The organism is Janthinobacterium silvisoli (genome assembly GCF_014200725.1).
Classification (GTDB): Bacteria; Pseudomonadota; Gammaproteobacteria; order Burkholderiales; family Burkholderiaceae_D; genus Janthinobacterium.
Map to the genome: position 1 here is coordinate 61,544 of NZ_JACHCL010000004.1, position 25,196 is coordinate 86,739.

General features: G+C 60.8%; 29 protein-coding genes and 1 tRNA gene. 11 read left to right on the top strand and 19 right to left on the bottom strand.

What is annotated here, in order from left to right:
- The 13 genes from gspD to gpmA all read right to left on the bottom strand — a co-directional run bounded on the left by gspD (window position 1) and on the right by gpmA (window position 12,531).
- Complete coding sequence (gspD, locus tag HDE75_RS19275) at window positions 1–2,250, bottom strand: type II secretion system secretin GspD (RefSeq protein ID WP_183679778.1); 2,250 nt, start codon at window positions 2,248–2,250, stop codon at window positions 1–3.
- Window positions 2,247–3,023 carry a type II secretion system protein N gene (locus HDE75_RS19280; protein WP_183679776.1) on the bottom strand — a complete coding sequence of 259 codons (777 nt, stop codon included), beginning with the start codon at window positions 3,021–3,023 and terminating at the stop codon, window positions 2,247–2,249. The genes gspD and HDE75_RS19280 overlap by 4 nt, the downstream gene beginning before the upstream one ends.
- Complete coding sequence (gene gspM, locus HDE75_RS19285) at window positions 3,020–3,553, bottom strand: type II secretion system protein GspM (RefSeq protein ID WP_183679774.1); 534 nt, start codon at window positions 3,551–3,553, stop codon at window positions 3,020–3,022. Before gspM ends, HDE75_RS19280 begins: the two co-directional genes overlap by 4 nt.
- Window positions 3,550–4,779, bottom strand: a complete 1,230-nt coding sequence (gene gspL, locus HDE75_RS19290; RefSeq protein WP_183679772.1) for a type II secretion system protein GspL — start codon at window positions 4,777–4,779, stop codon at window positions 3,550–3,552. Before gspL ends, gspM begins: the two co-directional genes overlap by 4 nt.
- A gap of 19 nt (window positions 4,780–4,798) precedes the next feature.
- Window positions 4,799–5,779, bottom strand: a complete 981-nt coding sequence (gene gspK, locus HDE75_RS19295) for a type II secretion system minor pseudopilin GspK (RefSeq protein ID WP_183679770.1) — start codon at window positions 5,777–5,779, stop codon at window positions 4,799–4,801.
- Between the two features lie 8 nt (window positions 5,780–5,787).
- Window positions 5,788–6,411, bottom strand: coding sequence for a prepilin-type N-terminal cleavage/methylation domain-containing protein (locus HDE75_RS19300; RefSeq protein ID WP_183679768.1), 624 nt, complete (start codon window positions 6,409–6,411; stop codon window positions 5,788–5,790).
- Window positions 6,411–6,812 carry a type II secretion system minor pseudopilin GspI gene (gene gspI / locus HDE75_RS19305; RefSeq protein WP_183679766.1) on the bottom strand — a complete coding sequence of 134 codons (402 nt, stop codon included), beginning with the start codon at window positions 6,810–6,812 and terminating at the stop codon, window positions 6,411–6,413. Before gspI ends, HDE75_RS19300 begins: the two co-directional genes overlap by 1 nt.
- A complete protein-coding gene (locus HDE75_RS19310) occupies window positions 6,809–7,300 on the bottom strand; it encodes a GspH/FimT family pseudopilin (protein ID WP_260178639.1) in 492 nt (163 codons plus the stop codon). The genes gspI and HDE75_RS19310 overlap by 4 nt, the downstream gene beginning before the upstream one ends.
- 13 nt (window positions 7,301–7,313) lie before the next feature.
- Window positions 7,314–7,766 (bottom strand): type II secretion system major pseudopilin GspG, encoded by a 453-nt coding sequence (gene gspG / locus HDE75_RS19315; protein ID WP_183679762.1) that lies wholly within the window; start codon window positions 7,764–7,766, stop codon window positions 7,314–7,316.
- 135 nt (window positions 7,767–7,901) lie between these two features.
- Window positions 7,902–8,651 (bottom strand): HesA/MoeB/ThiF family protein, encoded by a 750-nt coding sequence (locus tag HDE75_RS19320; protein ID WP_183679760.1) that lies wholly within the window; start codon window positions 8,649–8,651, stop codon window positions 7,902–7,904.
- 9 nt (window positions 8,652–8,660) lie between these two features.
- Complete coding sequence (locus HDE75_RS19325) at window positions 8,661–10,145, bottom strand: S41 family peptidase (protein WP_183679758.1); 1,485 nt, start codon at window positions 10,143–10,145, stop codon at window positions 8,661–8,663.
- A gap of 71 nt (window positions 10,146–10,216) precedes the next feature.
- Window positions 10,217–11,707, bottom strand: a complete 1,491-nt coding sequence (locus HDE75_RS19330; RefSeq protein WP_183679896.1) for a murein hydrolase activator EnvC family protein — start codon at window positions 11,705–11,707, stop codon at window positions 10,217–10,219.
- Window positions 11,708–11,784: 77 nt separating this feature from the next.
- Window positions 11,785–12,531, bottom strand: coding sequence for a 2,3-diphosphoglycerate-dependent phosphoglycerate mutase (gene gpmA, locus HDE75_RS19335; protein ID WP_183679756.1), 747 nt, complete (start codon window positions 12,529–12,531; stop codon window positions 11,785–11,787).
- Between the two features lie 106 nt (window positions 12,532–12,637).
- On the opposite strand from gpmA, the gene HDE75_RS19340 reads away from it, so the two are divergent.
- From HDE75_RS19340 to HDE75_RS19360, 5 genes are all read left to right on the top strand, one after another.
- On the top strand, window positions 12,638–13,054 hold the full coding sequence (locus HDE75_RS19340) for a rhodanese-like domain-containing protein (protein ID WP_183679754.1): 417 nt from the start codon (window positions 12,638–12,640) through the stop codon (window positions 13,052–13,054).
- Between the two features lie 28 nt (window positions 13,055–13,082).
- Complete coding sequence (gene grxC, locus HDE75_RS19345; protein ID WP_034783579.1) at window positions 13,083–13,349, top strand: glutaredoxin 3; 267 nt, start codon at window positions 13,083–13,085, stop codon at window positions 13,347–13,349.
- A 155-nt stretch (window positions 13,350–13,504) separates the two neighbouring features.
- Window positions 13,505–13,978, top strand: a complete 474-nt coding sequence (gene secB / locus HDE75_RS19350) for a protein-export chaperone SecB (RefSeq protein ID WP_010394167.1) — start codon at window positions 13,505–13,507, stop codon at window positions 13,976–13,978.
- A gap of 89 nt (window positions 13,979–14,067) precedes the next feature.
- Window positions 14,068–14,529 carry an SH3 domain-containing protein gene (locus HDE75_RS19355; protein WP_183679752.1) on the top strand — a complete coding sequence of 154 codons (462 nt, stop codon included), beginning with the start codon at window positions 14,068–14,070 and terminating at the stop codon, window positions 14,527–14,529.
- Between the two features lie 57 nt (window positions 14,530–14,586).
- A complete protein-coding gene (locus HDE75_RS19360) occupies window positions 14,587–15,633 on the top strand; it encodes an NAD(P)H-dependent glycerol-3-phosphate dehydrogenase (RefSeq protein ID WP_183679751.1) in 1,047 nt (348 codons plus the stop codon).
- A 14-nt stretch (window positions 15,634–15,647) separates the two neighbouring features.
- Here HDE75_RS19360 and HDE75_RS19365 read toward each other — a convergent pair whose 3' ends face one another.
- From HDE75_RS19365 to mscL, 4 genes are read right to left on the bottom strand one after another with little or no spacing between them, the layout of a single operon-like run.
- Entirely contained in the window at window positions 15,648–15,992 is a 345-nt protein-coding gene (locus HDE75_RS19365; protein ID WP_260174221.1) for a cupin domain-containing protein, read from the bottom strand.
- Window positions 15,993–16,003: 11 nt separating this feature from the next.
- Entirely contained in the window at window positions 16,004–16,696 is a 693-nt protein-coding gene (locus HDE75_RS19370) for a DUF2461 domain-containing protein (protein ID WP_183679747.1), read from the bottom strand.
- 21 nt (window positions 16,697–16,717) lie between these two features.
- Window positions 16,718–17,887: a Do family serine endopeptidase gene (locus HDE75_RS19375; protein ID WP_183679745.1), complete on the bottom strand. Its 1,170-nt coding sequence runs from the start codon at window positions 17,885–17,887 to the stop codon at window positions 16,718–16,720.
- Between the two features lie 39 nt (window positions 17,888–17,926).
- Window positions 17,927–18,376 (bottom strand): large conductance mechanosensitive channel protein MscL, encoded by a 450-nt coding sequence (mscL, locus tag HDE75_RS19380; RefSeq protein WP_300759860.1) that lies wholly within the window; start codon window positions 18,374–18,376, stop codon window positions 17,927–17,929.
- A gap of 415 nt (window positions 18,377–18,791) precedes the next feature.
- Between mscL and petA the strand changes: the two genes are divergently transcribed.
- From petA to HDE75_RS19410, 6 genes are all read left to right on the top strand, one after another.
- Entirely contained in the window at window positions 18,792–19,400 is a 609-nt protein-coding gene (petA, locus tag HDE75_RS19385; RefSeq protein WP_183679743.1) for a ubiquinol-cytochrome c reductase iron-sulfur subunit, read from the top strand.
- Window positions 19,401–19,402: 2 nt separating this feature from the next.
- Window positions 19,403–20,815 (top strand): cytochrome b, encoded by a 1,413-nt coding sequence (locus HDE75_RS19390; protein WP_183679740.1) that lies wholly within the window; start codon window positions 19,403–19,405, stop codon window positions 20,813–20,815.
- Between the two features lie 32 nt (window positions 20,816–20,847).
- Window positions 20,848–21,612 (top strand): cytochrome c1, encoded by a 765-nt coding sequence (locus tag HDE75_RS19395; RefSeq protein ID WP_183679738.1) that lies wholly within the window; start codon window positions 20,848–20,850, stop codon window positions 21,610–21,612.
- Window positions 21,613–21,732: 120 nt separating this feature from the next.
- Window positions 21,733–22,344 carry a glutathione S-transferase N-terminal domain-containing protein gene (locus tag HDE75_RS19400; protein ID WP_008443913.1) on the top strand — a complete coding sequence of 204 codons (612 nt, stop codon included), beginning with the start codon at window positions 21,733–21,735 and terminating at the stop codon, window positions 22,342–22,344.
- Window positions 22,345–22,477: 133 nt separating this feature from the next.
- Complete coding sequence (locus HDE75_RS19405) at window positions 22,478–22,990, top strand: ClpXP protease specificity-enhancing factor (RefSeq protein ID WP_183679736.1); 513 nt, start codon at window positions 22,478–22,480, stop codon at window positions 22,988–22,990.
- 26 nt (window positions 22,991–23,016) lie between these two features.
- A tRNA-Thr gene (locus tag HDE75_RS19410) sits at window positions 23,017–23,092 on the top strand.
- A 46-nt stretch (window positions 23,093–23,138) separates the two neighbouring features.
- Here HDE75_RS19410 and HDE75_RS19415 read toward each other — a convergent pair.
- A complete protein-coding gene (locus HDE75_RS19415; protein WP_183679734.1) occupies window positions 23,139–24,467 on the bottom strand; it encodes an ATP-binding protein in 1,329 nt (442 codons plus the stop codon).
- Window positions 24,464–25,129: a response regulator gene (locus HDE75_RS19420; RefSeq protein ID WP_183679732.1), complete on the bottom strand. Its 666-nt coding sequence runs from the start codon at window positions 25,127–25,129 to the stop codon at window positions 24,464–24,466. The genes HDE75_RS19415 and HDE75_RS19420 overlap by 4 nt, the downstream gene beginning before the upstream one ends.
- Window positions 25,130–25,196 lie beyond the last annotated feature (67 nt).

Consider the following 25,196-nt stretch of genomic DNA (forward strand, 5'->3'; position numbering starts at 1 on the left):
TCAGTTCTGCGGCTGCGGTTGCAACTGCGGTTGGGCTTCGGCGGCCGGCGTGACCGCGTTGCCTGGCGCGCCCAGTGGCGCCGGTGCTGGCGGTACCGGACGCGAAACCATGCCGCCACCGACCGGCTGGCCATTCTGCAAGGCTGGCAGCACGGGAGTGCCCAGGTCTTTCAGCATCAGATTGCCCGTGGCCGGCACGGCCATTTCTTCAGCCGCGCGCATGTAGTCGTAGCGGTCCGACGCCAGGCTGCCGCTCTGCTCCTTGCTGCGCACAATGACCGGACGCAGGAAGATCATCAGGTTCGTTTTCGTACGCGAACGCGTCTGGTATTTGAACAGGTTGCCCAGCACGGGAATATCGCCCAGGCCGCGCACTTTCTCGGCATTGTCGCTGGTGCTGTCTTCGATCAGGCCACCGAGCACGATGATCTGTCCATCGTCGGCCAGCACGCTGTTTTCAATCACGCGGTTGTTGATGGTGATACCGCTGACGGCCGACGCCGTCGATTTATCCACGCTGGAAGTCTCATGGTAAATGCTCATCTTGATGGTGCCGCCTTCGGAAATCTGCGGACGCACCTTCAGGGTCAAGCCCACGTCCTTGCGGTCGATGGTCTGGAACGGGTTCGAGTTGGTGCCCGCCGTGCTGGTGTACTGGCCCGTCAGGATAGGCACGTTCTGGCCTACCTTGATGGTCGCCAGTTCATTGTCCAGGGTGATCAGGTTAGGCGTCGACAGGATGTTGGCGTTGCCATCCGATTCCAGCGCATGGGCCACGGCGCCCAGGCCCAGCGCACCATTGATCTGCTTGAAAATGCCCACGTTCAGGCCGTCCGTCGGCAGGACGGCGCCCTTGCCGGTGGCGATGGCGCCGATATTGTTGCTGGTGCCGCCAGCGAACGATTGCAGCACGCCCACACGGTAATTGCTGTTGCTGTTGCCCGACAGGCCGGCCCACTGCACGCCGAATTCGGACGCCTTGGCCGACGTCACTTCGACGATCAGCGCTTCGATGTAGACCTGGGCGCGGCGCACGTCGAGCTGGTCGATCACGGCGCGCAGGTTGCGGTAGACGGCTTCGTTGCAAGTCAGGATCAGCGTGTTGGTCGAGGCGTCGGCCTGGATGAAACCGGCCGCGCCGCCCGACGACAGCTGCTGCGGCCCGTTGTTCAGCGAAGCGCCGCCCGAGGTGCCGTTTTGCGTATTGCCGCCCAGGCCACTACTGCTGTTGATGCCGCCGCTGTTGCTGTTGTTGTTGATGCCCTGGTTGTTGAGACCCTGATTATTCAGGTTGCCGGCGTTGTTTTGCTGGCCGCCAGCGGCCGTGCCGTCGGACGTCACCACCGAGCGCAGGGTTTGCGCCAGCTTGGTGGCGTCGGCATTCTTCAGGTACACCACGTGCACATTGCCCAGCTGCGTGGTGGGCTGGTCGAGTTTCGAAATCAGCGACTTGGCCAGGTTGGCGCGCGCCACCGATGGCGCACGCAGCACCAGTGAATTGGTGCGCGGGTCGGCCAGTACCGAAACCTTGCCCGCATCGGCGCCTGCCGCGGCGCCGCCGCTGCCTTCCATCAGTTTGTTGACCATCGAGGCCAGGTCCGAGGCGATCGCGTAACGCACGGGGATCACGTCCAAGTCGGTCGAGGCCGGCACGTCGAGCGCGGCGATAATCTTCGCCAGCCGCTTGAGGTTATCGGCGTAGTCGGTGATCACCAGCGAGTTGTTGCCGGGGTTGGCGTTGATGGTGTTATTCGGTGAAATCAGCGGGCGCAGCACGGCCAGCAGGTTGGCCGACGATTCATAGCTCAGGTAAAACACCTGGGTGGCGATCTGGTCGCCCTTGACCTGGCTGGCGCCGCCGCCTACCTGGGTCGGCACCGATTGCAGCTTGGCGTCTGCTTCCGGCACCACCTTGGCGTAGCCGTCGCCCGAGACCACCGCGTAGCCTTGCAGGCGCAGCGCGGAAGCGAGCAGGCCGAACGCCTGGGTCTTGGTGATCGATTTTTCCGACACCAGCGTGATCGTGCCCTTGACGCGGGGATCGATGACGAAATTGATATTGGTGTAATGGCCCACCGCCTTGATCACCGATTCGATATCGGCGCCGACGAAATTGAGCGCGGCTTCATCGCCGGGCGCAGACCAGGCAGGCGCCGGCATGCCAGCCACCGAACAGCACAAGAGAGCGGCGGCGGAAAGGCGGCGCAGCGAAAAGGAGGATTTGTTTGGGCTCACAGATGGTTTTTTCATTGTCTAAACTCTAAGGCGATGATGTTTTTTTCGCTATTGCTACGGCGCTGTCCCAGCAAATTCAACAAACTCGCCAAGGTCTCTTCATATCCTGCTGCGGCCTGGGCCTGACCGGAAAACTGCATATGCCCCTGATTCAGGCTGCCGCTGCCATCGAGCAGCAGCGGTCCCTTGATGGAGCGCAGGGTCAATGACGCCTGCTGCCCCTGCCAATCAAAATCGAGTTCATAACTGCCCAGCGGACGCAGCGACGACAGGCGCGACGCCATGTCCGTCATCTGCAAGGTGGTGCGGCCGACCGCCGAAAACTGTCGCTGCGCCAAAGCCAGCTGCAAAGTGGTCCACGACAGGCGCATGCTGCCCGTCGGCGCCACCGTATTGAGCGGCGCTCCCAGGCCACCCAAACCATCGGCCGGCAGCAGCAGCGCCGCCGGGCTCACCTGCCAGTGCGACCAGCCACCGCGCAGATTCACGGTTTGCGACAAGGCTTCGGGATTTTGCAGTTCCACGTCGGCCGATCCCCACAGCACCGAAGGCGAGATGCGCCAGCTGAAGCGCCCTGGCAGCAGCGGCGTCACGGCGCCGTTCGCACTGGCCGCGCCGCCGATAAACGCCGAGCCGCGCCACAGAGTACCCTGCGCATCGCCCAGGGTCAATCGCCCGCCAGTCTGCTGCTCGACGATACTCGCCACCCAGCCGGCAGGGAAAAATACCAGCAGGGTTGCGCCCACGCTGACGATGATGGCCAGCAGCCATACCAGCAGGCGCTTCATCGCACCGCGCCCGGGCTCTGGTGCAAGGTCAAGGTGGCGTCGACCTGGCCAGCCTTGGTCTGCGCCGTGATCTTCGCTTCCTGCACCGCGATGCGGTCTTGACGGCGCAAACCGTCCAGCCACAGCATGACATTCGAAAATGCCACGTCATTGAGCTGCACCCGCACGTATTCTCCCGTGACCGACAGCGATTGCGGCGTCAAGCCCTTGGCCTTCAGGGAGGCGTCGAGGATCTCTTTGCTCATCGGCGCCACCTGCACCGGCGTCTGGCGCGCCAGGTCGCCCGCTTCCAGCGCCAGCGCCTGCAGCTGGGCCGCATTCTGGCGCAGCTGGGGCAGTTTTTCTTGCAAGGCGATGCGGCCGCTCCAGGCCGGGTCGAAAAAGACGGCATACACCAGCGCCAGGCCGGCGACAACACCACCGATCGTCAGCAGCTTGCGTTCTTGCGGCGTGCGCTCGCTCCAGAAAACTTGCAGCGCCTGCTGGCCGCCGGCCAGCGCCACCCTACCCTTGTTGACTACGGCGTTCATATTTTCGCTCCCGTGGCCAGGGTGATCTTCCACACCCCCGGCTCCGTTTCATTCAAGGACAGCTTGCGCGCGGCCAGGCCTTCGCGTACCTGCGCCTGGGCGCTGGCGTCCACCATATCGGGCTTCAGCTTGACGATCAGGCTGCGCTCGCGGTATTCCAGCGAGGCCACCACGCCGCGCCCGGCCAGGCCGCCCAGCGCCTCGCCCAAGGCCGCGCTCAGGCTGGTGAAATCGTCCATGCTGGCTTGCCCGCTTTGCAGCTTGGCGGTGGCGATATTGCGCCGCATCTGCTCCGCTTCCATGCCGTACACCGGCGCTTCATTCGGGTATGCCGCCTTGAAAGTCTGCTGCATCGAGGTAGTCACGGTGGCCGCCTCGCGTTTCAGGCGCGACCATTCGATATTCAATCCCACCAGGTTGACGATCACGGCCAGCGCCGCCAGGCGCAATGGCCAGCGCCAGCGCTGCCAGTCGCGCGCCGCGCCGCCGCTAGCTCCCAGCGCCGGCGCCAGGTCCAGGCCTGCCGCCTGTGCACCGGCGATCCAGTGCGCCCAATGGTCGGCTTCCACCGTCACGCCAGCCATCCCGGTCGCCAGCGCCTGGTAGTGCGCCACGTCGCCCGATGCCACGTAGACCGTCAGGGGCGCATCGCCGGCAAAGGCGCGCGTCGTCATCAAGGCTTGCTGCGGCTGGGCCGGCAGGATCAGGCCCACGCCTTCTTGCGGCGCCTGGCGCAAGGCCAGTTCCAGCCCTTGACTACCGGTTTGCAAAGCCGCCGTCACGCCGCCGGCCTGCAAAGGCAGGCACAGCTGCGATGGCAGCACCGCCACCTTGTGCGCGCCCTGCGCCAGCAAGGCTTTCACCAGGACGTCGATCCAGGCCCGCTGCACCACGGCCACCGTGCGCAGACCGCCTGCATCGGCCACGCCGGCGGCCAGCACGCAGTCTTGCGCGTCGCCGAGAATATGTTCTTCCACCAGGCCAGGCAAGGCTGCGCGCAAACGGGCGCCTGCCAGCGGCGGCGTTTTCAGGCGCAGCAAGGTCACATCGGCCGCCGCCAGCAGCAGCACCACCTGCTTCGCGCCGGCAATCAACTGCCCCAGGTTGCCCAGCGGCGCACTGCCCTGCTGCAGCAGGGCGCCGCCGTCGCCGGCCAGCGCGAAGGGGCAGGCGGCGGCACTGTCAGTGGACGCTTTGGCCGGGTGCCGGATATACAGAGTTGTCAAAGGGACTCGCTTTCAGGTTTTAATTTTCCCGCAACCAGACCAGGCTGGTAGTGCGCTGCGGATTCGGCTGGCGCCACACCAGCGCCTGCGCATCGAGCGCCGCGCGGTCCAGGCGCACCCGGATGACAGCCAGGAAATAGCTGCTTTTTACATCGATATCTACACCGTTGATCCAATTGGCATTGGTATTATTCTTGAAATTATCTTTATCGACAAACTTTTTGCGCGGATTGCTCAAGGTCACGGCGCTGGCCTCGGAAACCGACAGCGACGTCACGGCCGACAGCACTTCGGCCGAGGCGGTATTGACGTTCACGGTCGTGGTGGTCGGCAGCACGATGACGAAGTCGCGCAGCTTCTCGATCACTTGCGGGGTGTAGCCGGGCACGGACAGCAAATCCTCGATCTGCGTAAACGCCACCGGCGCGCTATCGCCGCCCGAGCTCACCGGTGCGGCGTTGGCGTTTTTGCCATCATTGCCACCATCAGGAAGTGCGCTGGGCCTGGGCTGCGAACGCACCACCGCATCGGCGGTCGCCTGCGCCAGGCCGCTGTCAAGCTGCAGGTTAGCCAGCAAACGCTGATACGCCTGCAACTGCCCCGGGTTGACGCCCCCCGTGACGTTGGCCAGGTTGGTGAGATTAAAACGTGCCTGCGCATCGAAGGCACGGCCCGAGACGGTGGCGTCGAATTTTTCCGTATCGACCCTTTCGCGGTCGACATAATCGTCGAGGCGCGCTTCCTCGATCGGCGTGGCCCAGATGCCGTCGGCCGCCGTCAGCGAGGGATTGTCCTGGCGCAGCCAGAAACGGGCAAAGTCGACCATGCCGCGCATGGCCCATTGCGTCTGCAGGCGCAAACGCTGGTTTTCCATCGAACGCACTTGCACCTGCTGCTGCCAGAACAGGCTGGCGACCACCGTGATGGCCAGCGCCGTCAGCAGCAAGGCCATGATGACGGCCACGCCGCGCTGGCGCGCTGGAACGTGAAATGGCTTCATCCCGGGTCTCATCCTGGTCCCAGCAAGAATACTTTGGACAGGCCCGCTTCCTGGCCCGGCATCTGCAGGGTCACTTCCAGGCCAGGCACCTGTGTGGACACGGTGGCGCCCGCCGTCAGCACGCTCCAGACGCCATTGCTGAAGCCGCGCATCACCATGCTGTCGACACCGCGCATCAAGGGCACGTTGGCGCTGCTGGTGTCGGTATCGTCGCGCGCCGCCTGCCACATGGTGTCGAGCACGGCCAGGTCGCGCGTGCCGTTCGACTCGCGCCGCGTCAGCACGCCGTCGCGCAGGCGGTAGGTGATTACCTGCAGCTGCTGCGGCTCCTGCTCCGAGGCAGCCAGGCGCACCAGGGTCAAACGGTCATTGTCGGCCGACAGATTGGTGCGGCCATTGAGCAAATTATTATTCGGGCCGGCGCCGGCCAGGTGGTCACAATCGCTCTGCATCTGGGCAAATGCCAGCTGCATGCCACGCGCCTGTTCCAGCTGGCTGGTCAGCACTTCGCGCGAACGCACGATGCTGTCCAGGCCACGCCAGCCCAGTACGGCGACCATGGCCAGGATGCCGATCGCCACCAGCAGCTCGATCAGCGTAAAACCCGCGGCGGGGGAGGTGCGGCGCGCCATCAGTCGTTAAACGATAACAGGACCAGGCGCACGATGCGCCGGGCCGGGTATTGCGCGTCATAGACGTTGACCCGCACCTGGCGGATGCGGGGATTCGGCGTGGCGACCACTTCTTCCTCGCAAATCAGTTTCAGATCGCCCTGCGGACAGTCTTCCGTGCGCTTGCCCGTCTGCGGAAAAGTCTTCGCCAGGCGCAAGCGCACCAGGTGATTTTCCGCCGACCAGGTAGCCATCATGGCGCTGCGCAAGCCATCGCTGTTCTGCGTCAGGCTGCCGACGGCGCGCAACGACGCGCCCAGTGCTGTGCCGACGATGACCAGGGCGACCAGCACTTCAAGCAGGGTGAAGCCAGACTGCAGGCCACGCGGCCGCCCTGGGCGATGGAGGGGAAAGGAAATCATTGTTCGACCGTGAAATGACCGATGCCGTCGGCGCGGATGGCAACGCTGCGCTCGCCGCTGGCCAGGGTCAGCACGAAGGGCTTGTCGACCGGTTCGCGGCCGAAAATGATGCGCAGCGGCTGGGCCACGCTATTCGATGGCTGCACGCTGAGCAGCATGGGGGTATTGGAAAAGCTGCGTTCGCGCAGCAGATCGTCCTGCGTCACGGGCTGCCACAGTTTTTCATTCAAGACCAGGAAGCGGTACTGGTTTTCATCGGCTTCGAAGGCCACCTGCCGGCTGCGCACGATGGCTTCATCGCGCGCCAGCTGCAGCAGCAGGGCGATGCGTTCGGCTTCCTTTTGCAAGGCTTGCTGGCCATTCGGCATGGCGTTCAGCGACACCAGGCCCAGGGTGACGCCGATGATGACCATCACCACCAGCAGCTCGATCAGGGTGAAGCCGCCGCTACGCCGGCGATGCCCGCCCTGCCTGGTCATGGTGCACATGTAACGGGAAAGCTTACAGTTCCCACGAGCCGATATCGGCGTCATCGCCGGTACCGCCAGGCTGGCCGTCGGCGCCCAGCGAGATGATGTCGACTTCGCCCTTCAAGCCTGGCGACAGGTACTGGTAAGGATTACCCCACGGGTCTTTCGGCATCTTTTCCAGATAGCCACCCGCCTTCCAGCCATTCGCGGCCGGGCCAGAGGTCGGTTTTTCCACCAGTGCATGCAAGCCCTGCTCGGTGGTCGGGTAGCGCTGGTTATCGAGGCGGTACAGTTTGAGCGCCTGCATGATGGTCGCCATGTCAACTTTCGCCGCCGCTACCTTCGATTCACCCGTGCGGGCGATCAGTTTCGGCACCACCAGCGAAGCGAGGATACCCATGATCACTACCACGACCATGATTTCAATCAGGGTGAAGCCACGCGCGAAGCGCTGGCGTATCGAACGGTGTGCTGCGTTTTGCATAAGAAAGAAAAAAAGTAGGTCAGTGGAGTGCAGAGTATAAAGCCGAAATATGACAAAGCCTGTCATATGGGTAAAATTTTCTGTGATAACTAGCAGCCCGACCAGACCACTTGCCGCGCTTGGACGCCGGGCTGTTCAGTCTTGGCCGCAAACAGCGCAGCCAGGATCGCGCGCCACACGCATGCTGCTCCATTCCATGCGCAAGCCGTCGAGCAGCAGCAGCCGGCCCGCCAGCGACTCGCCCACGCCCATGATGAGTTTCAGGGCTTCGGCCGCCTGCATCGCGCCCACCACCCCCACCAGCGGCGCAAACACGCCCATGGTCGAGCAGGCCTCGTCCGTGAAGACCTGGTCTTGCGGAAACAGACAGCAATAACAGGGTTGCGTGCCCGTGCGCGGGTCAAATACGCTGACCTGGCCATCGAAGCGGATCACGGCGCCCGACACCAGCGGCACCTGCTGCGCCACGCACACGCGGTTGACGGCATGGCGTGTGGCAAAGTTGTCGCTACAGTCCAGCACCACCGTGACCGACAAGACCAGTTCGGCAAGGCGCATCTCGTCGACGCGCTCCTGCAAGGCCGTTATAACGATATCGGGGTTAATATTATGCAAAGTTTCGCGCGCCGACAGCACTTTTGGCTGGCCCACGCGCGCCGTCGTGTGGGCGATCTGGCGCTGCAGATTGGTGAGGTCGACCGTATCGTCATCGACCAGGGTCAGCTTGCCCACGCCGGCGGACGCCAGATACATGGCGGCGGGAGACCCCAGGCCACCCGCGCCGATCACCAGCACATGCGCGTCCAGCAAGGCTTGCTGGCCTTCGATGCCGATTTCATCGATGAGGATATGGCGCGAATAGCGCAGCAGCTGGGCGTCGTTCATGGCCGCAACTTACGGTTTTTGCACAGGAATCTTTTTATCGTCGGCCTTGATGTCAGCCTTGACTTCAGGCTTGTCAGCGACTTTCACCTCCGCCTTGGCCAGTTGCACCGGCAAGCCCTGGAAGTGGTTCAGCGCCTGTTGCAGCTGGAAATCGTCCTTGGCGCCGTATTCGAGCGGCTTGCGCTTTTTCGCCGACGTGAGCAGGCGCTGCTCTTCGGCCAGTTGCTGCTGCTCGCTGCCCAGGGTCGGGCCGGCCGCTTCCGGCTTGCCATCGTCGCTGGCCAGGTGCTTGTCCAGGTCGGCTTCACGCACGCGCAAGCTGTTCCAGCCATCGCCATCGGCCGTTTCATCGACCAGCATGTCGGGCACGATGCCGCGCGCCTGGATCGCCCGGCCCTTCGGCGTGTAATACCTGGCCGTGGTCAGCTTGACGGCGGTGTCGGCAGTCAGCTGGCGCAGGGTTTGCACGGAACCCTTGCCGAACGTTTGCGTGCCGATTACGGTGGCGCGCTTGTAATCCTGCAAGGCGCCGGCGACGATTTCCGAAGCCGAAGCCGAACCGGCGTTGACCAGCACCACCAGCGGCACGGTTTTCAGCGCGGCCGGCAGCTTGGCCAGCGGATCGGTCTTGCTGTCGGGCGCTGCATAGAATTCGCGCCGGCCATAGAACACTTGCTGCGATTCCGGCAGCTGCCCCTTGGTCGAAACGATCACGGAGTTGCCGGGCAAGAAAGCGGTCGCCACGCCGATGGCGCCCGGCACCACGCCGCCCGGATCGTTGCGCAAGTCCAGCACCAGGCCCTTGAGCTTGGGGTCTTGCGCGTACAGGGCATTGATTTTCTTGACCATGTCGCCCACGGTCGGGTCCTGGAACTGGGCGATGCGCAACCAGCCATAGCCGGGTGCGATCATCTTGGCCTTCACGCTTTGCACGCGGATTTCTTCGCGCACGATGGGGAACACCAATGGTTTGTCTTCGCCCTTGCGCGAAATCGTCAGCGCCAGCTTGCTGTGCGGCTGGCCGCGCATCTTCTTGATCACCTCATCGAGTTGCAAGCCTTTCAGCGGCACATTGTCGAGACGGGTAATCAGGTCGCCGGCCAGGATACCGGCCTTGGCGGCGGGGCTATCCTCGATCGGCGAGACGACTTTCACATAGCCGTCTTCCATGCTCACTTCGATGCCGATGCCGACAAACTTGCCTTGCACGCTATCGCGCAGTTCCTTGAAGGCATCCTTGTCGAGATACACAGAATGCGGGTCCAGCGAGGACACCATGCCGGAAATGGCTTCCGTCAGCAGCTTCTTGTCATCGACTTTCTCGACATAATCAGTCTTGATGAGGCCAAAGACATCGGACAACTGGCGCAGCTCATCGAGCGGCAGCGGGGCATTGGCGACTTTCTGCGCAATGGCTGGAAACTGCATCGTTGCGCCGATACCGGCCAATACGCCCAAACCTATCAGGCCGATATGTTTTACTTTGATGCCCATGTCTTCTTCGCAATCTACAAATACGATGCAGTCACAATCCTGCAACGATGGCAGGAAATTAAAATTTCACCTTAAAACCTGACCCAGCCTGCAGGGTCGAAGGCGCGGCCCTGATAACGCAACTCAAAGTATAGCCCTGATTCCTCGTTGCCGCCGCTGTTGCCCGCGGTAGAGATGGCGTCGCCCGCCTTGACGGCGTCGCCGACGCGTTTCAGCAAGGACTGGTTATTGCCATAAATACTCATATACTGGCCGCCATGATCAACGATGATCAGGTTGCCGAAGCCACGCAGCCAGGCGGAAAACACTACCCTGCCCGCCGCGATGGCGTGCACGTCGGTGCCTTCGCCTGCGCGGATGAACATACCTTTCCAGGCAGGTCCATCGCCGCGCTTGCTGCCGAAACGCACTTCGACCTTGCCCGCCAGCGGCGCGCCCAGCTTGCCTTTCAGGCTGGCAAAGGCGCCATCGGGCGCGGCCGGCCCCAAACTCGCGCGTGGCGCGGCCGGTTCCGGCTTCGCCGGTACCGGCTCGGGCTTGGACTCCACCTTGGCCACCTGCGGCGGTTCATCGTTATCGATCGGATCGAGCTTGACGGCCGGCGCCGGGACTGGTGCTGGTGCCGGCGTTTGCGGCTTGATCTTGCCGCTCTTGTTCTGTTGTTCCCTGGCGATACGCTCGCGTTCAGCCTGGGCACGGGCTTCCGCCTTGGCGCGCGCGGCGGCCAGGCGCTGGCGTTTTTCTTCGGCAGCCTTGGCGTCCGCTGCAGCCTTGGCGGCGGCGCGCTGGGCCGCCAGCAATTCCTGGCGCTTCTTCTCGGCCGCTTCCGCTGCAGCTTGTTCGGCGATCATCTTGCCCAGTTTATCGACCAGATTGCCCATGCGCTGTTCGTCGCGCTCGACATTACCCGCCTCCTTGCGCTGCGCCACCAGGCGCTGCGACAGGCTGGCCAGCAAGGCCGCGCGGCGCGCCTTTTCCTGCACCAGCAAGGCTTTTTGATCGCGCTCTTCCTGGGCGATTTCTTCCAGCTCATCCTTGGCGTTCTGCACTTCCGCCTGGTTTTTTTCCACTGCCGCCAGGTTGGCGCGCAGCGATTCGAGCAGCCGCGCCTGCGCCTGCGACACATAGGCCATCAGTTGCAGATCACGGTTGATGCGGTTCGGATTGTCGCCCGACAAGAGCAATTTGATGCGGTCTTCATTACCGGCGACATATTGTTCGCGCAGCAATTCGGACAATTGCCCCTTTTGCTTGTTGACCGTGGCCGTCAATTGCTCGCGCTCACGCCCCAGCGCCGTCAGCTTGACGCCAGTGTCATTTTGCTCCTGCGCCAGATCACGCAAGGAACGGTTGGCGTTGGAAATGGCTTCTTCCGACTCGGCCAGGGTATCGGCCGCATCGTCCTTGGCGCTTTCCGTCGCGCTGATGTCGCGCTTGAGCGCCGTCAGCTTTTGCTGCAATCCAGCCCGTTGGGCTTCCGCGGCCGCCTTCTGCTTGCTGCGTTCGGTGGGTTTGGCGCCATGCGCGGCGCCGCTGCAGAGCAGCAGGGCCAGGCATAACATGGCGCCGGCACGCCAGGCCGGCAGGGGTCGTTCAGCAGAGGGGGCGATGGCTGTGCCGCGGAAGAAATACAACAAAGTTACTTGGCCTTCCCTTGGTTCGCCACGGCAGCCTGGGCCGCTGCAATCGCTGCCGGATCGCCCAGGTAGTAATGGCGGATCGGTTTCAGATCGGCATCGAGCTCATATACCAGTGGCTGGCCGTTAGGAATGTTCAGGCCGACGATGTCGTCATCGCTGATGCCGTCGAGCATTTTGATCAGGGCGCGCAAGCTATTGCCGTGTGCCGAGATGATGATTTTCTTGCCGGCGCGAATCGCCGGGGCAATTTCGTCGTCCCAGGCTGGCATCACGCGCGCCACGGTGTCTTTCAGGCATTCGGTCAGCGGAATCGAGGCTTTCGGCAAGCCCGCGTAGCGCGGATCGTTGAACGAAGCGCGATCATCGCTCTCTTCCAGCGCTGGCGGCGGCGTGTCGTAGCTGCGGCGCCATACCAATACTTGCTCGTCGCCATACTTGGCTGCCGTCTCGCCCTTGTCCAGGCCTTGCAGGGCGCCGTAGTGGCGCTCGTTCAAACGCCAGTCGTGCTTGATCGGCAGATACATCATGTCCATCGCATCCAGCGACAGCCACAGGGTGCGGATCGCGCGCTTCAAGACCGAGGTGTAGGCCACGTCAAACGTAAAACCAGCTTCCTTGAGGATTTGGCCGGCGGCCCTGGCTTCGTTGACGCCCTTTTCCGTCAGGTCGACATCGGTCCAGCCAGTGAAGCGGTTATCGAGGTTCCAGGTGGACTCGCCGTGACGCATGAAAACGATTTTATACATAGTTCTATCTTCTCAAGGGGTTCAAATCAAAAAAGCAAAACGTAAAAAGACCTCGTCCAGCTTCTATTTTATAATGCGCGGATTGACTTAAACCATTGGACCCTACGTGAAATTCATTATCGACCACATTTTTCTGTTTGCCATCGTCATCATTTCCGGCGGCGCCCTCCTTTGGCCACTGCTGTCCCTGCGCGGCAAGCGCGCCACAGTGCTGGAAGTCACGCAACTGATTAATCGTGGCAAGACCGTCATCGTTGACGTGCGTACCCCGGAAGAATTCGCCAAGGGCCACTTGCCTGACGCAAAAAATATTGCATTGCCAGAACTGGCAAAACGCTTGGGCGAGCTGGAAAAATTCAAAACGCGCCCCATTGTAGTGGTTTGCCAGAAAGGATCGCGCTCGGCAACGGCCGTCGGCCTGCTGAGCAAAGCCGGTTTCGCCGAAGCAACCAGTCTGGAAGGCGGCATCGACGAGTGGAACAAGCAAGGCTTGCCACTGAAAACCTTATCCCTGGCCAAGTAAGCAAGCAAGTTCATTGAAGGAAAACATCATGACTGTCCCAGTAATTGTATATAGCACCGCCGTCTGCCCCTATTGCGTGCGCGCCGAGCGCCTGCTGGAAGCCAAGGGCGTGACCGTGCAAAAAATCCGCGTCGACCTGGACCCTGAAGAGCGCATCAAGATGATGGAACGCACCGGCCGCCGTACCGTGCCGCAAATCTATGTGGGCGACACCCATGTCGGCGGTTTTGACGATTTGTATGCGCTCGATCAAGCCGGCAAGCTGGACCCCTTGTTAAATGGCACGGCAGCCTGATATAAAGCCGGTTAGCGAAATTGGTTTTAGGTAGTATTGTTTTGATACAATTGCCTCGCACCTGATCAGGCCGCGCCCAGCCGGCGCGGTTTGTTTGCCGCAAACACTATATTTGAACGGTGTGCCGTTCTTGTCCATTACAACGAAAGCGTTCCATGTCTGACGAAAATCTGCAACCAGTCTTCCAAATCCAACGCGTCTACCTGAAAGACATGTCGCTGGAACAACCAAATTCCCCAGCTATTTTCCTGGAACAAGAAGCACCAGCGATCGAAGTCGCGCTGGACGTGGGCGCTGCGCCTTTGGCCGACGGCATCTTTGAAGCGACCGTGACGATTACCGTCACCGCCAAAGTCGGCGACAAAGTGGCTTTCCTGGTTGAAGGCAAGCAAGCTGGTATCTTCGAAGCACGCAACATTCCTGCCGATCAACTCGATCCGCTGCTGGGAATCGGCTGCCCGAACATCATCTACCCTTACCTGCGCGCCAACATCGCCGACGTGATCACCCGTGCCGGCTTCCCGCCTGTGCACCTGGCAGAGATCAATTTCGAAGTGTTCTACCAACAACGCCTGCAAGCTATTGCTGACGCTGCCGCTGCTGCCCCTGCCGCTAGCGAAACGCATTAATAGTTGCAAGCAAGACCCCGCCGGCCCGCTCTGGGCCAGCATGACACGGCGGCTGGACCGCCGTGTTTCGTTAAGGCTCAAAAAATATCATGTTGAAAAATCCGGTCACAAGCAAATTCCGTTGGATCGCAGGCGCCGTGCTGATGCTGGCGACAGCGGCCAGCCATGCCGTCGATTTCAAATCGGTGGGCGCCGCCCCGGTCATCCTGTACGACGCACCTTCCGTGAAAGGTGGCAAGCTGTATGTGGCGCCGCGCGGCATGCCGCTCGAAGTCGTCCTCAGCTATGGCGAATGGGTCAAGGTACGCGACGCCAGCGGCGAAATGGCCTGGACCGAAGCGAAGGGCTTGAGCCCGAAACGCAATGTCGTGGCGCGCACCGCCAATCTGAAAGTACGTGCCAGCCCCGACGATAATGCCTCGCCCGTGCTGCTGGTCGACAAGGGCGTGCTGCTCGAAATGAGCGAACAGCCCACTTCCGGCTGGGTCAAGGTCCGCCACAAGGATGGCCAGACCGGCTACGTCAAGACCAGCGAAGTCTGGGGCCTGTAAACACGACAGGCGCCGATCCCCGCGCCGCGTTCCATCCCCCTGCCCGACTGAGGTTGCATGCAAGTTTCTCCCGACATCATTCCCGACACCATCGCTGCTGGCCAGCGCCGCAAGATCACCGTGCTGGGCGCCGGCGCCTGGGGCACCGCCGTGGCCATGGCCCTGGCGGCCCGCCACGACGTGCTGCTATGGGGCCGCAATGGCAGCGCCATGGCGGCGATGGCGGCCAGCGGCGAAAACAGCTATCTGCCCGGCTTTGCCTTGCCGCCGCAAATGCTTATTTCTGCCGACTTCGATGCCGCCGTGGCGCATGCCGGCGGCGAGCAGGCGCTGCTGATCGCCGCCTGCCCCGTGGCAGGCTTGCGTCCGCTGCTGCAACAACTTAAACACAAGAATATTGCCAACCTGGTCTGGCTGTGCAAAGGTTTTGAAGATGGCAGCGGCATGCTGCCGCACCAGATCGTACAGCAGGAATTGGGCGGCCAGGTGGCGGGCGGCGCCCTGTCCGGCCCTTCGTTTGCGCAGGAAGTGGCGCGCGGCTTGCCGTGTGCGCTAACGATTGCATCCAATAATGCCGAACTACGCAGCAAGGTCGTGTCGGCCTTGCACGGCGGCACCATCCGCGTGTATGCCAGTGTCGATCTGGTGGGCGTGGAAGTGGGCGGCGCCGTGAAAAATATTTTGGCGATTGCCACCGGCGTGGCCGACGGCCTGGGCCTGGGCTTGAATGCCCGCGCCGCGCTGATCACGCGTGGCCTGGCGGAAATCACGCGCCTGGGTACGGCCCTGGGTGGCCAGACAGAAACCTTTATGGGGCTGACCGGCATCGGCGACTTGCTGCTCACCTGCACGGGCGACCTGTCGCGCAACCGCCGCGTCGGCTTGGCCTTGGCGCAAGGCAAGCAACTGGCCACCATCGTGGCTGAGCTGGGCCATGTGGCCGAAGGCGTACCTTGCGCGCGTGCCGTACGCGCACTGGCGCGCACCATGCAGGTCGACATGCCGATCACCAATGCGGTAGCCGGCGTGCTGTTCGATGGGGATTTGCCGCAAGATATGGTGCAGCGCCTGCTGGCGCGTGACCCGCGCGACGAAGCGCAATAAGTAGCCAAGCGGACTTAGCGGCCCGCCTTGGCCATCAGTATAGTCAACAGCAATAGACTGTCTTCCCGTGCTTCCACCGCATGGGCCTGGCCACCGTGCAGGTACAGCATCTGCCCCGGCCCCAGCACTTGCTGGCCGCCATGGGCCTCCACCACCACTTGCCCTTGCAGGCACAGCAGGGTGATTTCACCGAGCACATGATGTTCGGGCATGATCTTGCCCTTGGGCATGCACAGCCGTATCAGTTCCAGTTCGTCCGTCTTGGCCAGGGCGATGGCGGAAAACTGCGACAAATCGCCGCCGTTTCCACGCTGTACGTCGATGACTTCTCCGGATGCTGCATGCGCTAGCGCCATCATGTCCCCCGTTTTCAGACCGTCTCTTCGTCCGGCTCTTTCGCACCGCGCATCCATTCCACCAGCGGGAATGCATCCTTCAAGCCTTCGGCCAGCATAGGCAGCAATTTTTCCGGTGCATTCAGCGGCAGCGGTACTTCGGTCCAGACAAAAAAGCTCTTCAGCTTGATGAATTCGATATGCTCGGTGTCAGCATCAAAACCCTTGGGCGGACGCTGCAGCTTGCCTTCATTCTGGATCGTGTCGTAACGCGCCTTCAAGCGCTTATTCTTGAGCACTTTGGAAAAACCTGGCGCGTCGTTGACCATATGTTCGCGCAGCGCCTTCAGCCGGCCCGGTGGCGGCATGTATTCGCCGGCGCCAAACAGCAGATTGCCCTGGCCATCGATCTGCAGATAATAGGTAGGGCCGCCAGCCTTGCTGGGGCGGCGCATGTCGTTCGGCGCAATCGCCGCCGAGAAACGCGTTTTATACGGGCTCTTGTCGTGGGCAAAGCGCACGTCGCGGTTGATGCGGAACATGGCTTTCTTCGGATTGCAATATTTCACGGCGGGGTCAAACTTGCCGAGCTCACCGATCAATGACGTTACCAGCGCCAGGAATTCTTCGCGCAAGATGTCGTAGCGCGGCTTGTTCATCACAAACCAGGGACGATTATTGTTTTCGCTCAGTTCACGTAAAAATTGGGTCAAATCACGCACATGCATGTGTCAGGTTCCGATACACAACTATTTGGACGGGTCTTTCGGGATGGGCCGCTTGCCCACCACCACATCAAGCACCGCTTCACGGTTCTTGCGCAGCACCGTCATTTTAGCTTTTTCACCGGGCGGCAGTTGGGCGATCAGATTGAGCATTTCTGTCGTGTCGCCCACGCTCTTGCCTTCGACCTTGAGCAGGATATCGCCAGGCTTGATGCCTGCCTTGTCGGCTGGACCATTGCGCACCACGCCGGCAATGATGGCGCCGCTACTGCGCTGCAAACCGAAGCTGTCGGACAGTTCTTTCGTGATGTCCTGCATTTCCACACCGATCCAGCCGCGCACCACGTGGCCGTTCTTGATGATCGCTTCCATCACCGTCTTGGCGGTGGATACGGGAATCGCAAAGCCGATGCCGACCGAGCCGCCGCTTTGCGAATAGATGGCCGTATTGATGCCGATCAAATTGCCGCGCGTATCGACCAGCGCGCCGCCAGAATTGCCAAAGTTGATGGCCGCATCGGTCTGGATGAAATTTTCAAAGCTGTTGATGTGCAGATTGTTGCGTCCCAAGGCAGAGATAATGCCCATGGTCACGGTCTGGCCCACGCCGAACGGATTGCCGATGGCCAGCACCACATCGCCCACGCGCGCCTGTTCCGACTGGCCCAATACGATCACGGGCAATTTATCGAGGTTGATACGGATGATGGCCAAGTCGGTTTCCGGGTCCAGGCCAACCACCTTGGCGGGCGCCTTGCGGCCATCGGCCAGCACGACTTCGATTTCATCGGCGCCTTCGACCACGTGGTTATTCGTCAGGATATAGCCTTCGTGGCTGACGATCACGCCGGAACCGAGGCTGTTTTGCAAATCGTCGTCGGCGCCGTCGTCGTCATTGCCGGGCGTGCGGTCGCCAAAAAAGCGTTTGAAAAAGGGATCGCGCGCCAGCGGATGGGCGCTGCGCTTGGGGGCTTGGGTGGTGAGGATGTTAACCACGGCGGGCATGGCCCGCGCCGCCGCGTCGCGATAGGAACCGGGCGCCAGGCTGCTGGACGCCGTTTCCACTACCGGCACCGGCGTCGCTTGCGAGCCCAGCTGCTGTACCCGGCTGGCCGGGCGCAGCGCGCCATACACAAAGTACAGCGCCAACGCGATCGTCACGGTTTGCGCAAACAATAACCAAAATCGTCGCATGGAGCTTTACCCTGTTCAGCCGGCCTATGCCGGGACAGCTTATTGTGCCAGATCGTTGTTTTTCTGCGCGCCCTTCTGCAGAGAATCGCGGATTTCGCGCAGCAGCACAATGTCTTCCGGCGTGACCGGTTCCGGCGCCGGCGCGGCAGGCGCGCTGCGGCGGGCCTTGTTCATCAGGCGTACCATCTGGAAGATGATGAAGGCGAGAATAATGAAGTTGAGCAAAATGGTGAGGAAATTACCGTAGGCTAAAACGGCACCTGCCTTTTTCGCTTCCACCAGGGTCATGCTGGTGGCCTGGCCATTCAAGGGCAGATAATAATTGGCGAAATCGAGGCCGCCGAAAATACGGCCGATCGGTGGCATGATCACGTCTTGCACCAGCGAGTCGACAATCTTGCCGAAGGCGCCGCCGATAATGACACCGACTGCCAGGTCGACGACATTGCCCTTCATTGCAAATTCTTTAAATTCTTGCATCATTGCCATGAATTATTCTCCTTCGGGTAGATATAAAAAACATGCCGATCATACTATTGATTCATATCATCACCAACTTGCGGTTGTGTGCGCGAACAATTCCGGCATGCTGCAGCGCACATAGTTCAAAAGAACTAGCCACTGCCTGCAAAAGTATATAAATTATGGTACAGGCAACGTTTATCTTTAATTCGTTGTTTGCTTCACTTATAATTTGCGGTTGCCAGAGGCGGCTTTTGCACTTCAGGCACATCAACAAAAAACCGGCACGGGCTGCAATATTGCCCGAAGTTCCGCAGAGATGTTGCCACTTTACCGGACAAAGAGACGGCCTGGGGCAAGCGATGGGAAAGCGCTTCGGCAGCGTACTTTTCGCGGGTGCCACTCATAATAAAGATTCGCATTTTGACTGATTGGGGTTTGCATGAGTAACGAAAAGCAGGTCGATTCAGGCCGTCGCGGCTTGCTCGTCGCCACGTGCGCGGCGGGCAGTGTCGTTGGTTTGGCCACCGCGGGAGCCTTGGTAAGCACCTTCCAGCCGTCGGAGCGCGCGAAAGCCGCCGGCGCGCCGGTCGAAGTAGATATCACCACCTTGCAACCAGGCGAAATGCGCACCGTCGAATGGCGCGGCAAGCCGGTCTGGATACTGAAGCGCACCCCGGAGATGGTCGCTTCCCTCAAAAATACGGACGACAAAGTCGCCGACGCCAACTCGCAACGCAACCCCGACGAATTCACGCCACCGTACTGCATGAATGAATGGCGTTCGATCAAACCTGAAATCCTGGTCGCCGTCGGTATCTGTACCCACCTCGGCTGCTCCCCTTCCTCGAAATTTACCCCCGGACCGCAACCGTCACTACCCGATGACTGGCAAGGCGGCTTCCTCTGTCCTTGCCATGGCTCCACCTTCGACATGGCCGGCCGCGTGTTCAAGAACAAGCCCGCCCCGGACAACCTGCAAGTGCCGCGCCATATGTATGTGAGCGACACCAAATTGCTGATAGGTAAAGACGAGAAAGGCGAGGCTTGATCATGGCAGCTTTTAAAGAAACCAAACTCCCTCCCGACGCCCCCGTGGCCCAAAAAGCACTAGGCTGGGTTGACGATCGCTTCCCCCTCTCCAAGCTGTGGAATGATCAATGGGGCAAATACTACGCCCCGAAAAACTTCAATTTCTGGTACATCTTCGGCTCGCTGGCCATGCTGGTGCTGGTCTTGCAGATCGTCACCGGCATCTTCCTGACCATGCACTACAAGCCCGATGCGGCGCTGGCCTTCAATTCGGTCGAGTACATCATGCGCGAAGTGCCGTGGGGCTGGCTGGTGCGCTATATGCACTCGACCGGCGCCTCGGCCTTTTTCATTATTGTCTACCTGCACATGACGCGCGGCCTGCTGTACGGCTCCTACCGCAAGCCCCGTGAACTGATCTGGCTGTTCGGCTTCGCCATCTTTTTGTGCCTGATGGCCGAAGCGTTCTTCGGCTATTTGCTGCCATGGGGCCAGATGTCGTACTGGGGCGCACAGGTGATCGTCAACCTGTTTGGCGCGATTCCCCTGATCGGCCCGGACCTGTCGCTGTGGATACGCGGCGACTATGTGGTCTCCGACGCCACCCTGAACCGTTTCTTTGCCTTCCACGTGATCGCCATTCCGCTGGTGTTGCTGGGCCTGGTAGCTGCCCATTTGATCGCCCTGCACGAAGTCGGTTCCAGCAACCCGGACGGCATCGAAGTCAAAGAAACCCTGGGCGCCGATGGCCACCCGCTCGATTCGATCCCCTCGCATCCTTACTACACGGTGCATGATCTGTTCGGCGTCTCGATCTTCCTGGTGCTGTTCAGCGCGGTAGTCTTCTTTGCGCCGGAAATGGGTGGTTACTTCCTGGAATACAACAACTTCCTGCCGGGCGACTCACTGAAGACCCCGCTGCATATCGCGCCGACCTGGTATTTCACGCCGTTCTATTCGGTGCTGCGCGCCACCACAGCTGACTTCATGTATGTGCTGATGGCTGCCGTGGCCGCCTACGTGGTATTCATCTGGCTCAAGTCGCGTTTGTCGACCACCGTCAAATCCATCATCGCCGTGATCGCCTTGCTGGCCATCGTCGGCATGCTGCCGCAAGTGCTCGATGCGAAATTCTGGGGCGTGGTGTTCTTTGGCGGTTCCGTGGTGATCCTCGCTTTCCTGCCATGGCTGGACCATTCGCCGGTGAAATCGATACGCTACCGTCCAGACTGGCACAAATATGTGTACGCCCTGTTCGGCCTGTCGTTCCTGACCCTGGGCTACCTGGGCACCCAGCCGCCAACGGATGCCAAGACCATCGTTTCACAAGTGTGCACCCTGTTTTACTTCAGCTTTTTCCTGCTGATGCCATGGTGGAGTGCAATGGGCAAGTTCAAGACCGTGCCGTCGCGTGTGACGTTTCACCCGCACTAAGCCGATCCCACGCCATGCTCAAAGGACCTCACATGAAGATTGCAAAAAAACTGCTCGCCATCCTGGCATTCGTGCCCGCCATGGCATTCGCCAGCGAAGACGGCTTCCCGCTCGATAAGGCGCCCGACCGTTCGACCAATCTGGCAGCGCTGCAACATGGCGCCAAATTGTTCATCAACCATTGCTTAAATTGCCACTCCGCCGTGTCGATGCGCTACAACCGCCTGAAAGACCTGGGCTTGACGGAAGACCAGATCAAGAAGAATCTGTTGTTTACCGGTGATAAAGTAGGCGACCTGATGACAACCAGCCTGGCGCCGCAGGATGCCAAGGCGTTTTTTGGCGTCGTTCCGCCCGATTTGTCGGTAATTTCACGCGCAAAATCATCTTCCGGTGGCACAGGCGGCGACTACCTGTATACTTACCTGCGTACGTTCTATAAAGACGACACTCGTCCGACCGGCTGGAATAACATGGTCGTGCCGAATGTTGCCATGCCGCATGTGTTATGGGAGTTGCAAGGTATCCAGACTGCCAAGTTCGTGGAAGAGAATGATCCGCACGAAGCGGGCAAGAAAATCCACAAATTTGTCGGCTTCGAGCAAGTCAAGCCAGGCACGTTGAACAAGATCGAGTATGACACTGCGGTGGCCGACCTGGTCGGCTACATGGAGTGGATGGCCGAACCGGCACAGCAAACGCGCAAACGCCTGGGCGTATGGGTGTTGCTGTTCCTGTCGGTTTTCGCTCTGCTGGCATGGCGCCTTAACGCGTCGTTCTGGAAGGAAGTCAAATAAGTGAGGCGCCGGCCGAAAGCCGGTCGGTGCCTGTTTCTGCGTTGTCCGCACGAGTGGACAAGCGACCTGGGGTGAGCCGTTCGCGGCTTCACCCCCTTTGTTTCTAAGGAACTATAAAAAATGATGGTTCTCTATTCGGGTACAACCTGCCCATTTTCGCAACGCTGCCGCCTGGTCCTGTTTGAAAAAGGCATGGACTTCGAAGTGCGCGACGTCGACCTGTTCAACAAACCGGAAGACATTTCGACCATGAACCCGTACGGCCAGGTCCCTATCCTGGTCGAACGCGAATTGATCTTGTATGAATCGAACATCATCAACGAGTACATCGATGAGCGCTTCCCGCATCCGCAACTGATGCCGGCCGATCCGCTGATGCGTGCCCGCGCGCGCCTGATGCTGTTCAACTTCGAAAAAGAGCTGTTCGTGCACGTGCACGTGCTGGAAAGCGAACGCGCCAAGAGCAACGACAAGAGCCACGACAAGGCCCGCGCAGAAATCCGCGACCGCCTGACGACCCTGGCGCCGCTGTTCCTGAAAAACAAGTACATGCTGGGCGACGAATTCTCGATGCTCGACGTGGCTGTTGCGCCGCTGCTGTGGCGCCTGGACCACTACGGCATCGAACTGTCGAAAACGGCAGCCCCGCTGATGAAATACGCCGAACGCATCTTCTCGCGTCCAGCCTACATCGAAGCGCTGACGCCTTCGGAAAAGGTTATGCGCCGTTAAGATATACCCGGCAGGCAACGCTTGCCGGTTTATTTTGCAGCAATGACTTTTGCGCTAGTTGCTCTGTCTCATTGAAGTACCGGTGCGCCCGCCTCATGCCTGATGGGGGCGCTCCCGCCTCACCGTACCTATCATGTCTGAAATCTCAACCAAACCTTATATGCTGCGCGCCATCTATGAGTGGTGCACCGACAGCGGCTACACGCCCTATCTCGCGGTCAAAGTCGATTCGCGCACCACGGTACCGATGGAATACGTGAAAAAAGGCGAGATCGTGCTCAACATCAGCTTCGGCGCCACCAGCGGCCTGAAGATGGACAACGACGCGATCCGTTTCCACGCCCGCTTTGGCGGCGTTTCGCGCGAAATCTATGTGCCGGTCGACAATGTGATGGCCATCTACGCCAACGAAAACGGCCAGGGCATGGCCTTCGAACCCGTGCTCGGCAACGACGACCCGGACGCCAGCCCCACCAACAGCCCCGCCTCGGCCGACGCCCCGCCGCCACCGCCAGCCCCCGTGGCCAGCGTGCCGACCCTGTCGTCGGTGCCGACTAGCTCCCCCGAACAGCGCGACTCCAACACGCCTGGTGATGACGAACCACCAAAAAAAGGCGGCCGGCCGACCCTGACACGCATTAAATAGCGTATAATTCGCAACGCGCAGTTTTTGCCGACTTAGCTCATTTGGTAGAGCAGTTGATTTGTAATCATCAGGTGGCCAGTTCGAAACCGGCAGTCGGCACCAGAATTATGGAAGGGCTTACAGAGATGTAAGCCCTTTTTGTTTTGGCTCAGTTTTTTATGGGCAGAGCCAAGCTGGCCTCCAAGCCGCCCTCCGCCCGTGGCTTGAGCTCTATTGCTCCTCCGAAGCGGTCGGCAATCGCTGCCACGATAGACAGGCCCAGGCCGCTGCCCTGGCCAGACCCGCGCCGCCAGAAGCGCTGCTTGACCATGGCCAGTTCTTCCGCGCTGAGGCCGCCGCCTTGATCGAGCACGCGGAACACACACGTGTTTCCGGCCAACTGCATTTCCAGCGCAATGTCTTGCTCTGCCGGCGTATGGCGTAGCGCGTTGTCGAGCAGATTACGCAATGCGGTAATGGCCAGGGCTTGCGGCACCGCCAATGGCGCCGACTTGCCTGCGCGCTTGAAAACGATACGGGCGGGTGCATTGCTACTGGCGCTGGCGTCACGGATGGCCAGCCGCGCCACTTCTTCAGCATCGGCAAGCTTGCCATCGTCCCAGGAGAAGGGGCCTTCAATTTGCGACAGCGTCAGCAATTGGTCCAGTGTGCGCTGCAGCCGGGCGACGCCTTCCTCGGCGTAGTCCAGCGCGAGCGCAGCGTCCTTGCCTTGCGTGATACGCGTCACCTGCAAATGCGTCTTGATGGCAGTGAGCGGGGTCCGGAGTTCATGCGCGGCATCGCTCGTGAAGCGGCGCTCACGGTGGATGGTGACATGCACCCGTTGCAATAATGCATTCAGGGTGCTTACCAAGGGCATCAGGTCACGCGACATTGCCCGCTCGGGTATCGGCGTCATGGTTTCCGGCGTGCGCCTGGCAAGTGCCTGCCGCAGCCGCTCCAGCGGTAACAAGCCACTTTTCACGCCCAGCCACAGGACGATCAAGCTGCCTATCATGGCAACGACAAATGGCACGACTGCCGCAATCGCCACATTTTGCAACAGCAAATCGCGCTCGGCCAGGCGATCGGCGGTAGTCACGCGCAAGCTGTCGGTTTCAAACGTATAGCTGCGCCAGCGTTCGCCCTTGATCACACGTTCGGAATAGCCGGGCTTGCGCATCGCGACAGCGTCCACGGTTGCTCCCGGCGTGCGCATGATCACATCGCCGCGCAAAGAAGTAATCTGGCAGTCGAAGCCCTTGGCCATGGACGGCATGCTCAATGCGGATTTATCCTGCGTGTGGCTGCGTCCGTCCCAGGCGGCAGGATTCTGGGACATCAGTCCGGCGACCATTTGCGCCGACATCGCCAGCCGCTGGTCCAGCGTCTGGTGTACTTCATCGTCCAGGCTGCGCAACATCCATATTGCAACGGCGCCCCACAACAGGCTCAGCGAAATCCCGATGAGCAACAACAGCCGCAGCCGCAAGCTCATGGCTTCACCGTGGAAATCTTGTAGCCAAGGCCGCGCACGGTTTCGATCAAGTCCGCACCGAGCTTGCGCCGCAAATGATGGACATGCACGCTGAGGGCGTTGCTTTCAATCTCTTCATTGAAATGATACAGACTGTCCCTCAACTGATCGGCGCTAAGAATGCGTCCGCTGGCGTGTAATAACGCTGCCAGCAGCGCCAGTTCGCGGCGCGACAAATCGACCGGTTGGCCGTGCAGAAAGACTGCGCCACTGCCGGGGTCCAGGCGCAAAGGGCCGTGTTCGATGATGTCGACGCTGCGTCCGGCAGCGCGCCGCAGCAAGGCGTGCAGGCGCGCCACCAGTTCATCGAGATCGAAAGGCTTGAGCAAGTAATCATCGGCGCCGGCACGCAGGCCAGCCACCCTGTCCTCGACGGCGTCGCGGGCGCTTAACACCAGTACCGGCAGCGCCATGCCCGCGGCGCGCAGGCGCGCCAGCAGGCGCATGCCATCTTCATCCGGCAAACCGAGATCCAGGATGACGATGTCGCAATGCAAGGTGGCCAGCGCGGCTTCGGCCTGCGCCGCATTGCTCACGCCATCGGCCGTCAAGCCATGCGCACGCAAGCCGGCCAGGATGCCATGGGCGATCAATTCATCATCTTCTACCAGTAATACACGCATCGTGTTCCTCCATGCCGGCCATTATTTCAGTCGTAGATTATCGCATTGTTAACATAGCCTTAACCTG

Coding starts and splice junctions, on each gene's coding strand:
- gpmA (WP_183679756.1), bottom strand. CDS start 12,531: ATGTATAAAATCGTTTTCATGCGTCACGGCGAGTCCACCTGGAACCTC.
- HDE75_RS19400 (WP_008443913.1), top strand. CDS start 21,733: ATGATGGTTCTCTATTCGGGTACAACCTGCCCATTTTCGCAACGCTGC.
- mscL (WP_300759860.1), bottom strand. CDS start 18,376: ATGGCAATGATGCAAGAATTTAAAGAATTTGCAATGAAGGGCAATGTC.
- HDE75_RS19375 (WP_183679745.1), bottom strand. CDS start 17,887: ATGCGACGATTTTGGTTATTGTTTGCGCAAACCGTGACGATCGCGTTG.
- petA (WP_183679743.1), top strand. CDS start 18,792: ATGAGTAACGAAAAGCAGGTCGATTCAGGCCGTCGCGGCTTGCTCGTC.
- gspK (WP_183679770.1), bottom strand. CDS start 5,779: ATGAAGCCATTTCACGTTCCAGCGCGCCAGCGCGGCGTGGCCGTCATC.
- HDE75_RS19365 (WP_260174221.1), bottom strand. CDS start 15,992: ATGATGGCGCTAGCGCATGCAGCATCCGGAGAAGTCATCGACGTACAG.
- HDE75_RS19330 (WP_183679896.1), bottom strand. CDS start 11,707: ATGTTATGCCTGGCCCTGCTGCTCTGCAGCGGCGCCGCGCATGGCGCC.
- HDE75_RS19320 (WP_183679760.1), bottom strand. CDS start 8,651: ATGAACGACGCCCAGCTGCTGCGCTATTCGCGCCATATCCTCATCGAT.
- HDE75_RS19310 (WP_260178639.1), bottom strand. CDS start 7,300: ATGTGCACCATGACCAGGCAGGGCGGGCATCGCCGGCGTAGCGGCGGC.
- HDE75_RS19325 (WP_183679758.1), bottom strand. CDS start 10,145: ATGGGCATCAAAGTAAAACATATCGGCCTGATAGGTTTGGGCGTATTG.
- HDE75_RS19355 (WP_183679752.1), top strand. CDS start 14,068: ATGTTGAAAAATCCGGTCACAAGCAAATTCCGTTGGATCGCAGGCGCC.
- HDE75_RS19370 (WP_183679747.1), bottom strand. CDS start 16,696: ATGCATGTGCGTGATTTGACCCAATTTTTACGTGAACTGAGCGAAAAC.
- gspM (WP_183679774.1), bottom strand. CDS start 3,553: ATGAACGCCGTAGTCAACAAGGGTAGGGTGGCGCTGGCCGGCGGCCAG.
- grxC (WP_034783579.1), top strand. CDS start 13,083: ATGACTGTCCCAGTAATTGTATATAGCACCGCCGTCTGCCCCTATTGC.
- gspG (WP_183679762.1), bottom strand. CDS start 7,766: ATGCAAAACGCAGCACACCGTTCGATACGCCAGCGCTTCGCGCGTGGC.
- HDE75_RS19415 (WP_183679734.1), bottom strand. CDS start 24,467: ATGAGCTTGCGGCTGCGGCTGTTGTTGCTCATCGGGATTTCGCTGAGC.
- HDE75_RS19300 (WP_183679768.1), bottom strand. CDS start 6,411: ATGGCGCGCCGCACCTCCCCCGCCGCGGGTTTTACGCTGATCGAGCTG.
- HDE75_RS19280 (WP_183679776.1), bottom strand. CDS start 3,023: ATGAAGCGCCTGCTGGTATGGCTGCTGGCCATCATCGTCAGCGTGGGC.
- HDE75_RS19405 (WP_183679736.1), top strand. CDS start 22,478: ATGTCTGAAATCTCAACCAAACCTTATATGCTGCGCGCCATCTATGAG.
- HDE75_RS19390 (WP_183679740.1), top strand. CDS start 19,403: ATGGCAGCTTTTAAAGAAACCAAACTCCCTCCCGACGCCCCCGTGGCC.
- HDE75_RS19360 (WP_183679751.1), top strand. CDS start 14,587: ATGCAAGTTTCTCCCGACATCATTCCCGACACCATCGCTGCTGGCCAG.
- gspD (WP_183679778.1), bottom strand. CDS start 2,250: ATGAAAAAACCATCTGTGAGCCCAAACAAATCCTCCTTTTCGCTGCGC.
- HDE75_RS19395 (WP_183679738.1), top strand. CDS start 20,848: ATGAAGATTGCAAAAAAACTGCTCGCCATCCTGGCATTCGTGCCCGCC.
- HDE75_RS19420 (WP_183679732.1), bottom strand. CDS start 25,129: ATGCGTGTATTACTGGTAGAAGATGATGAATTGATCGCCCATGGCATC.
- secB (WP_010394167.1), top strand. CDS start 13,505: ATGTCTGACGAAAATCTGCAACCAGTCTTCCAAATCCAACGCGTCTAC.
- gspI (WP_183679766.1), bottom strand. CDS start 6,812: ATGATTTCCTTTCCCCTCCATCGCCCAGGGCGGCCGCGTGGCCTGCAG.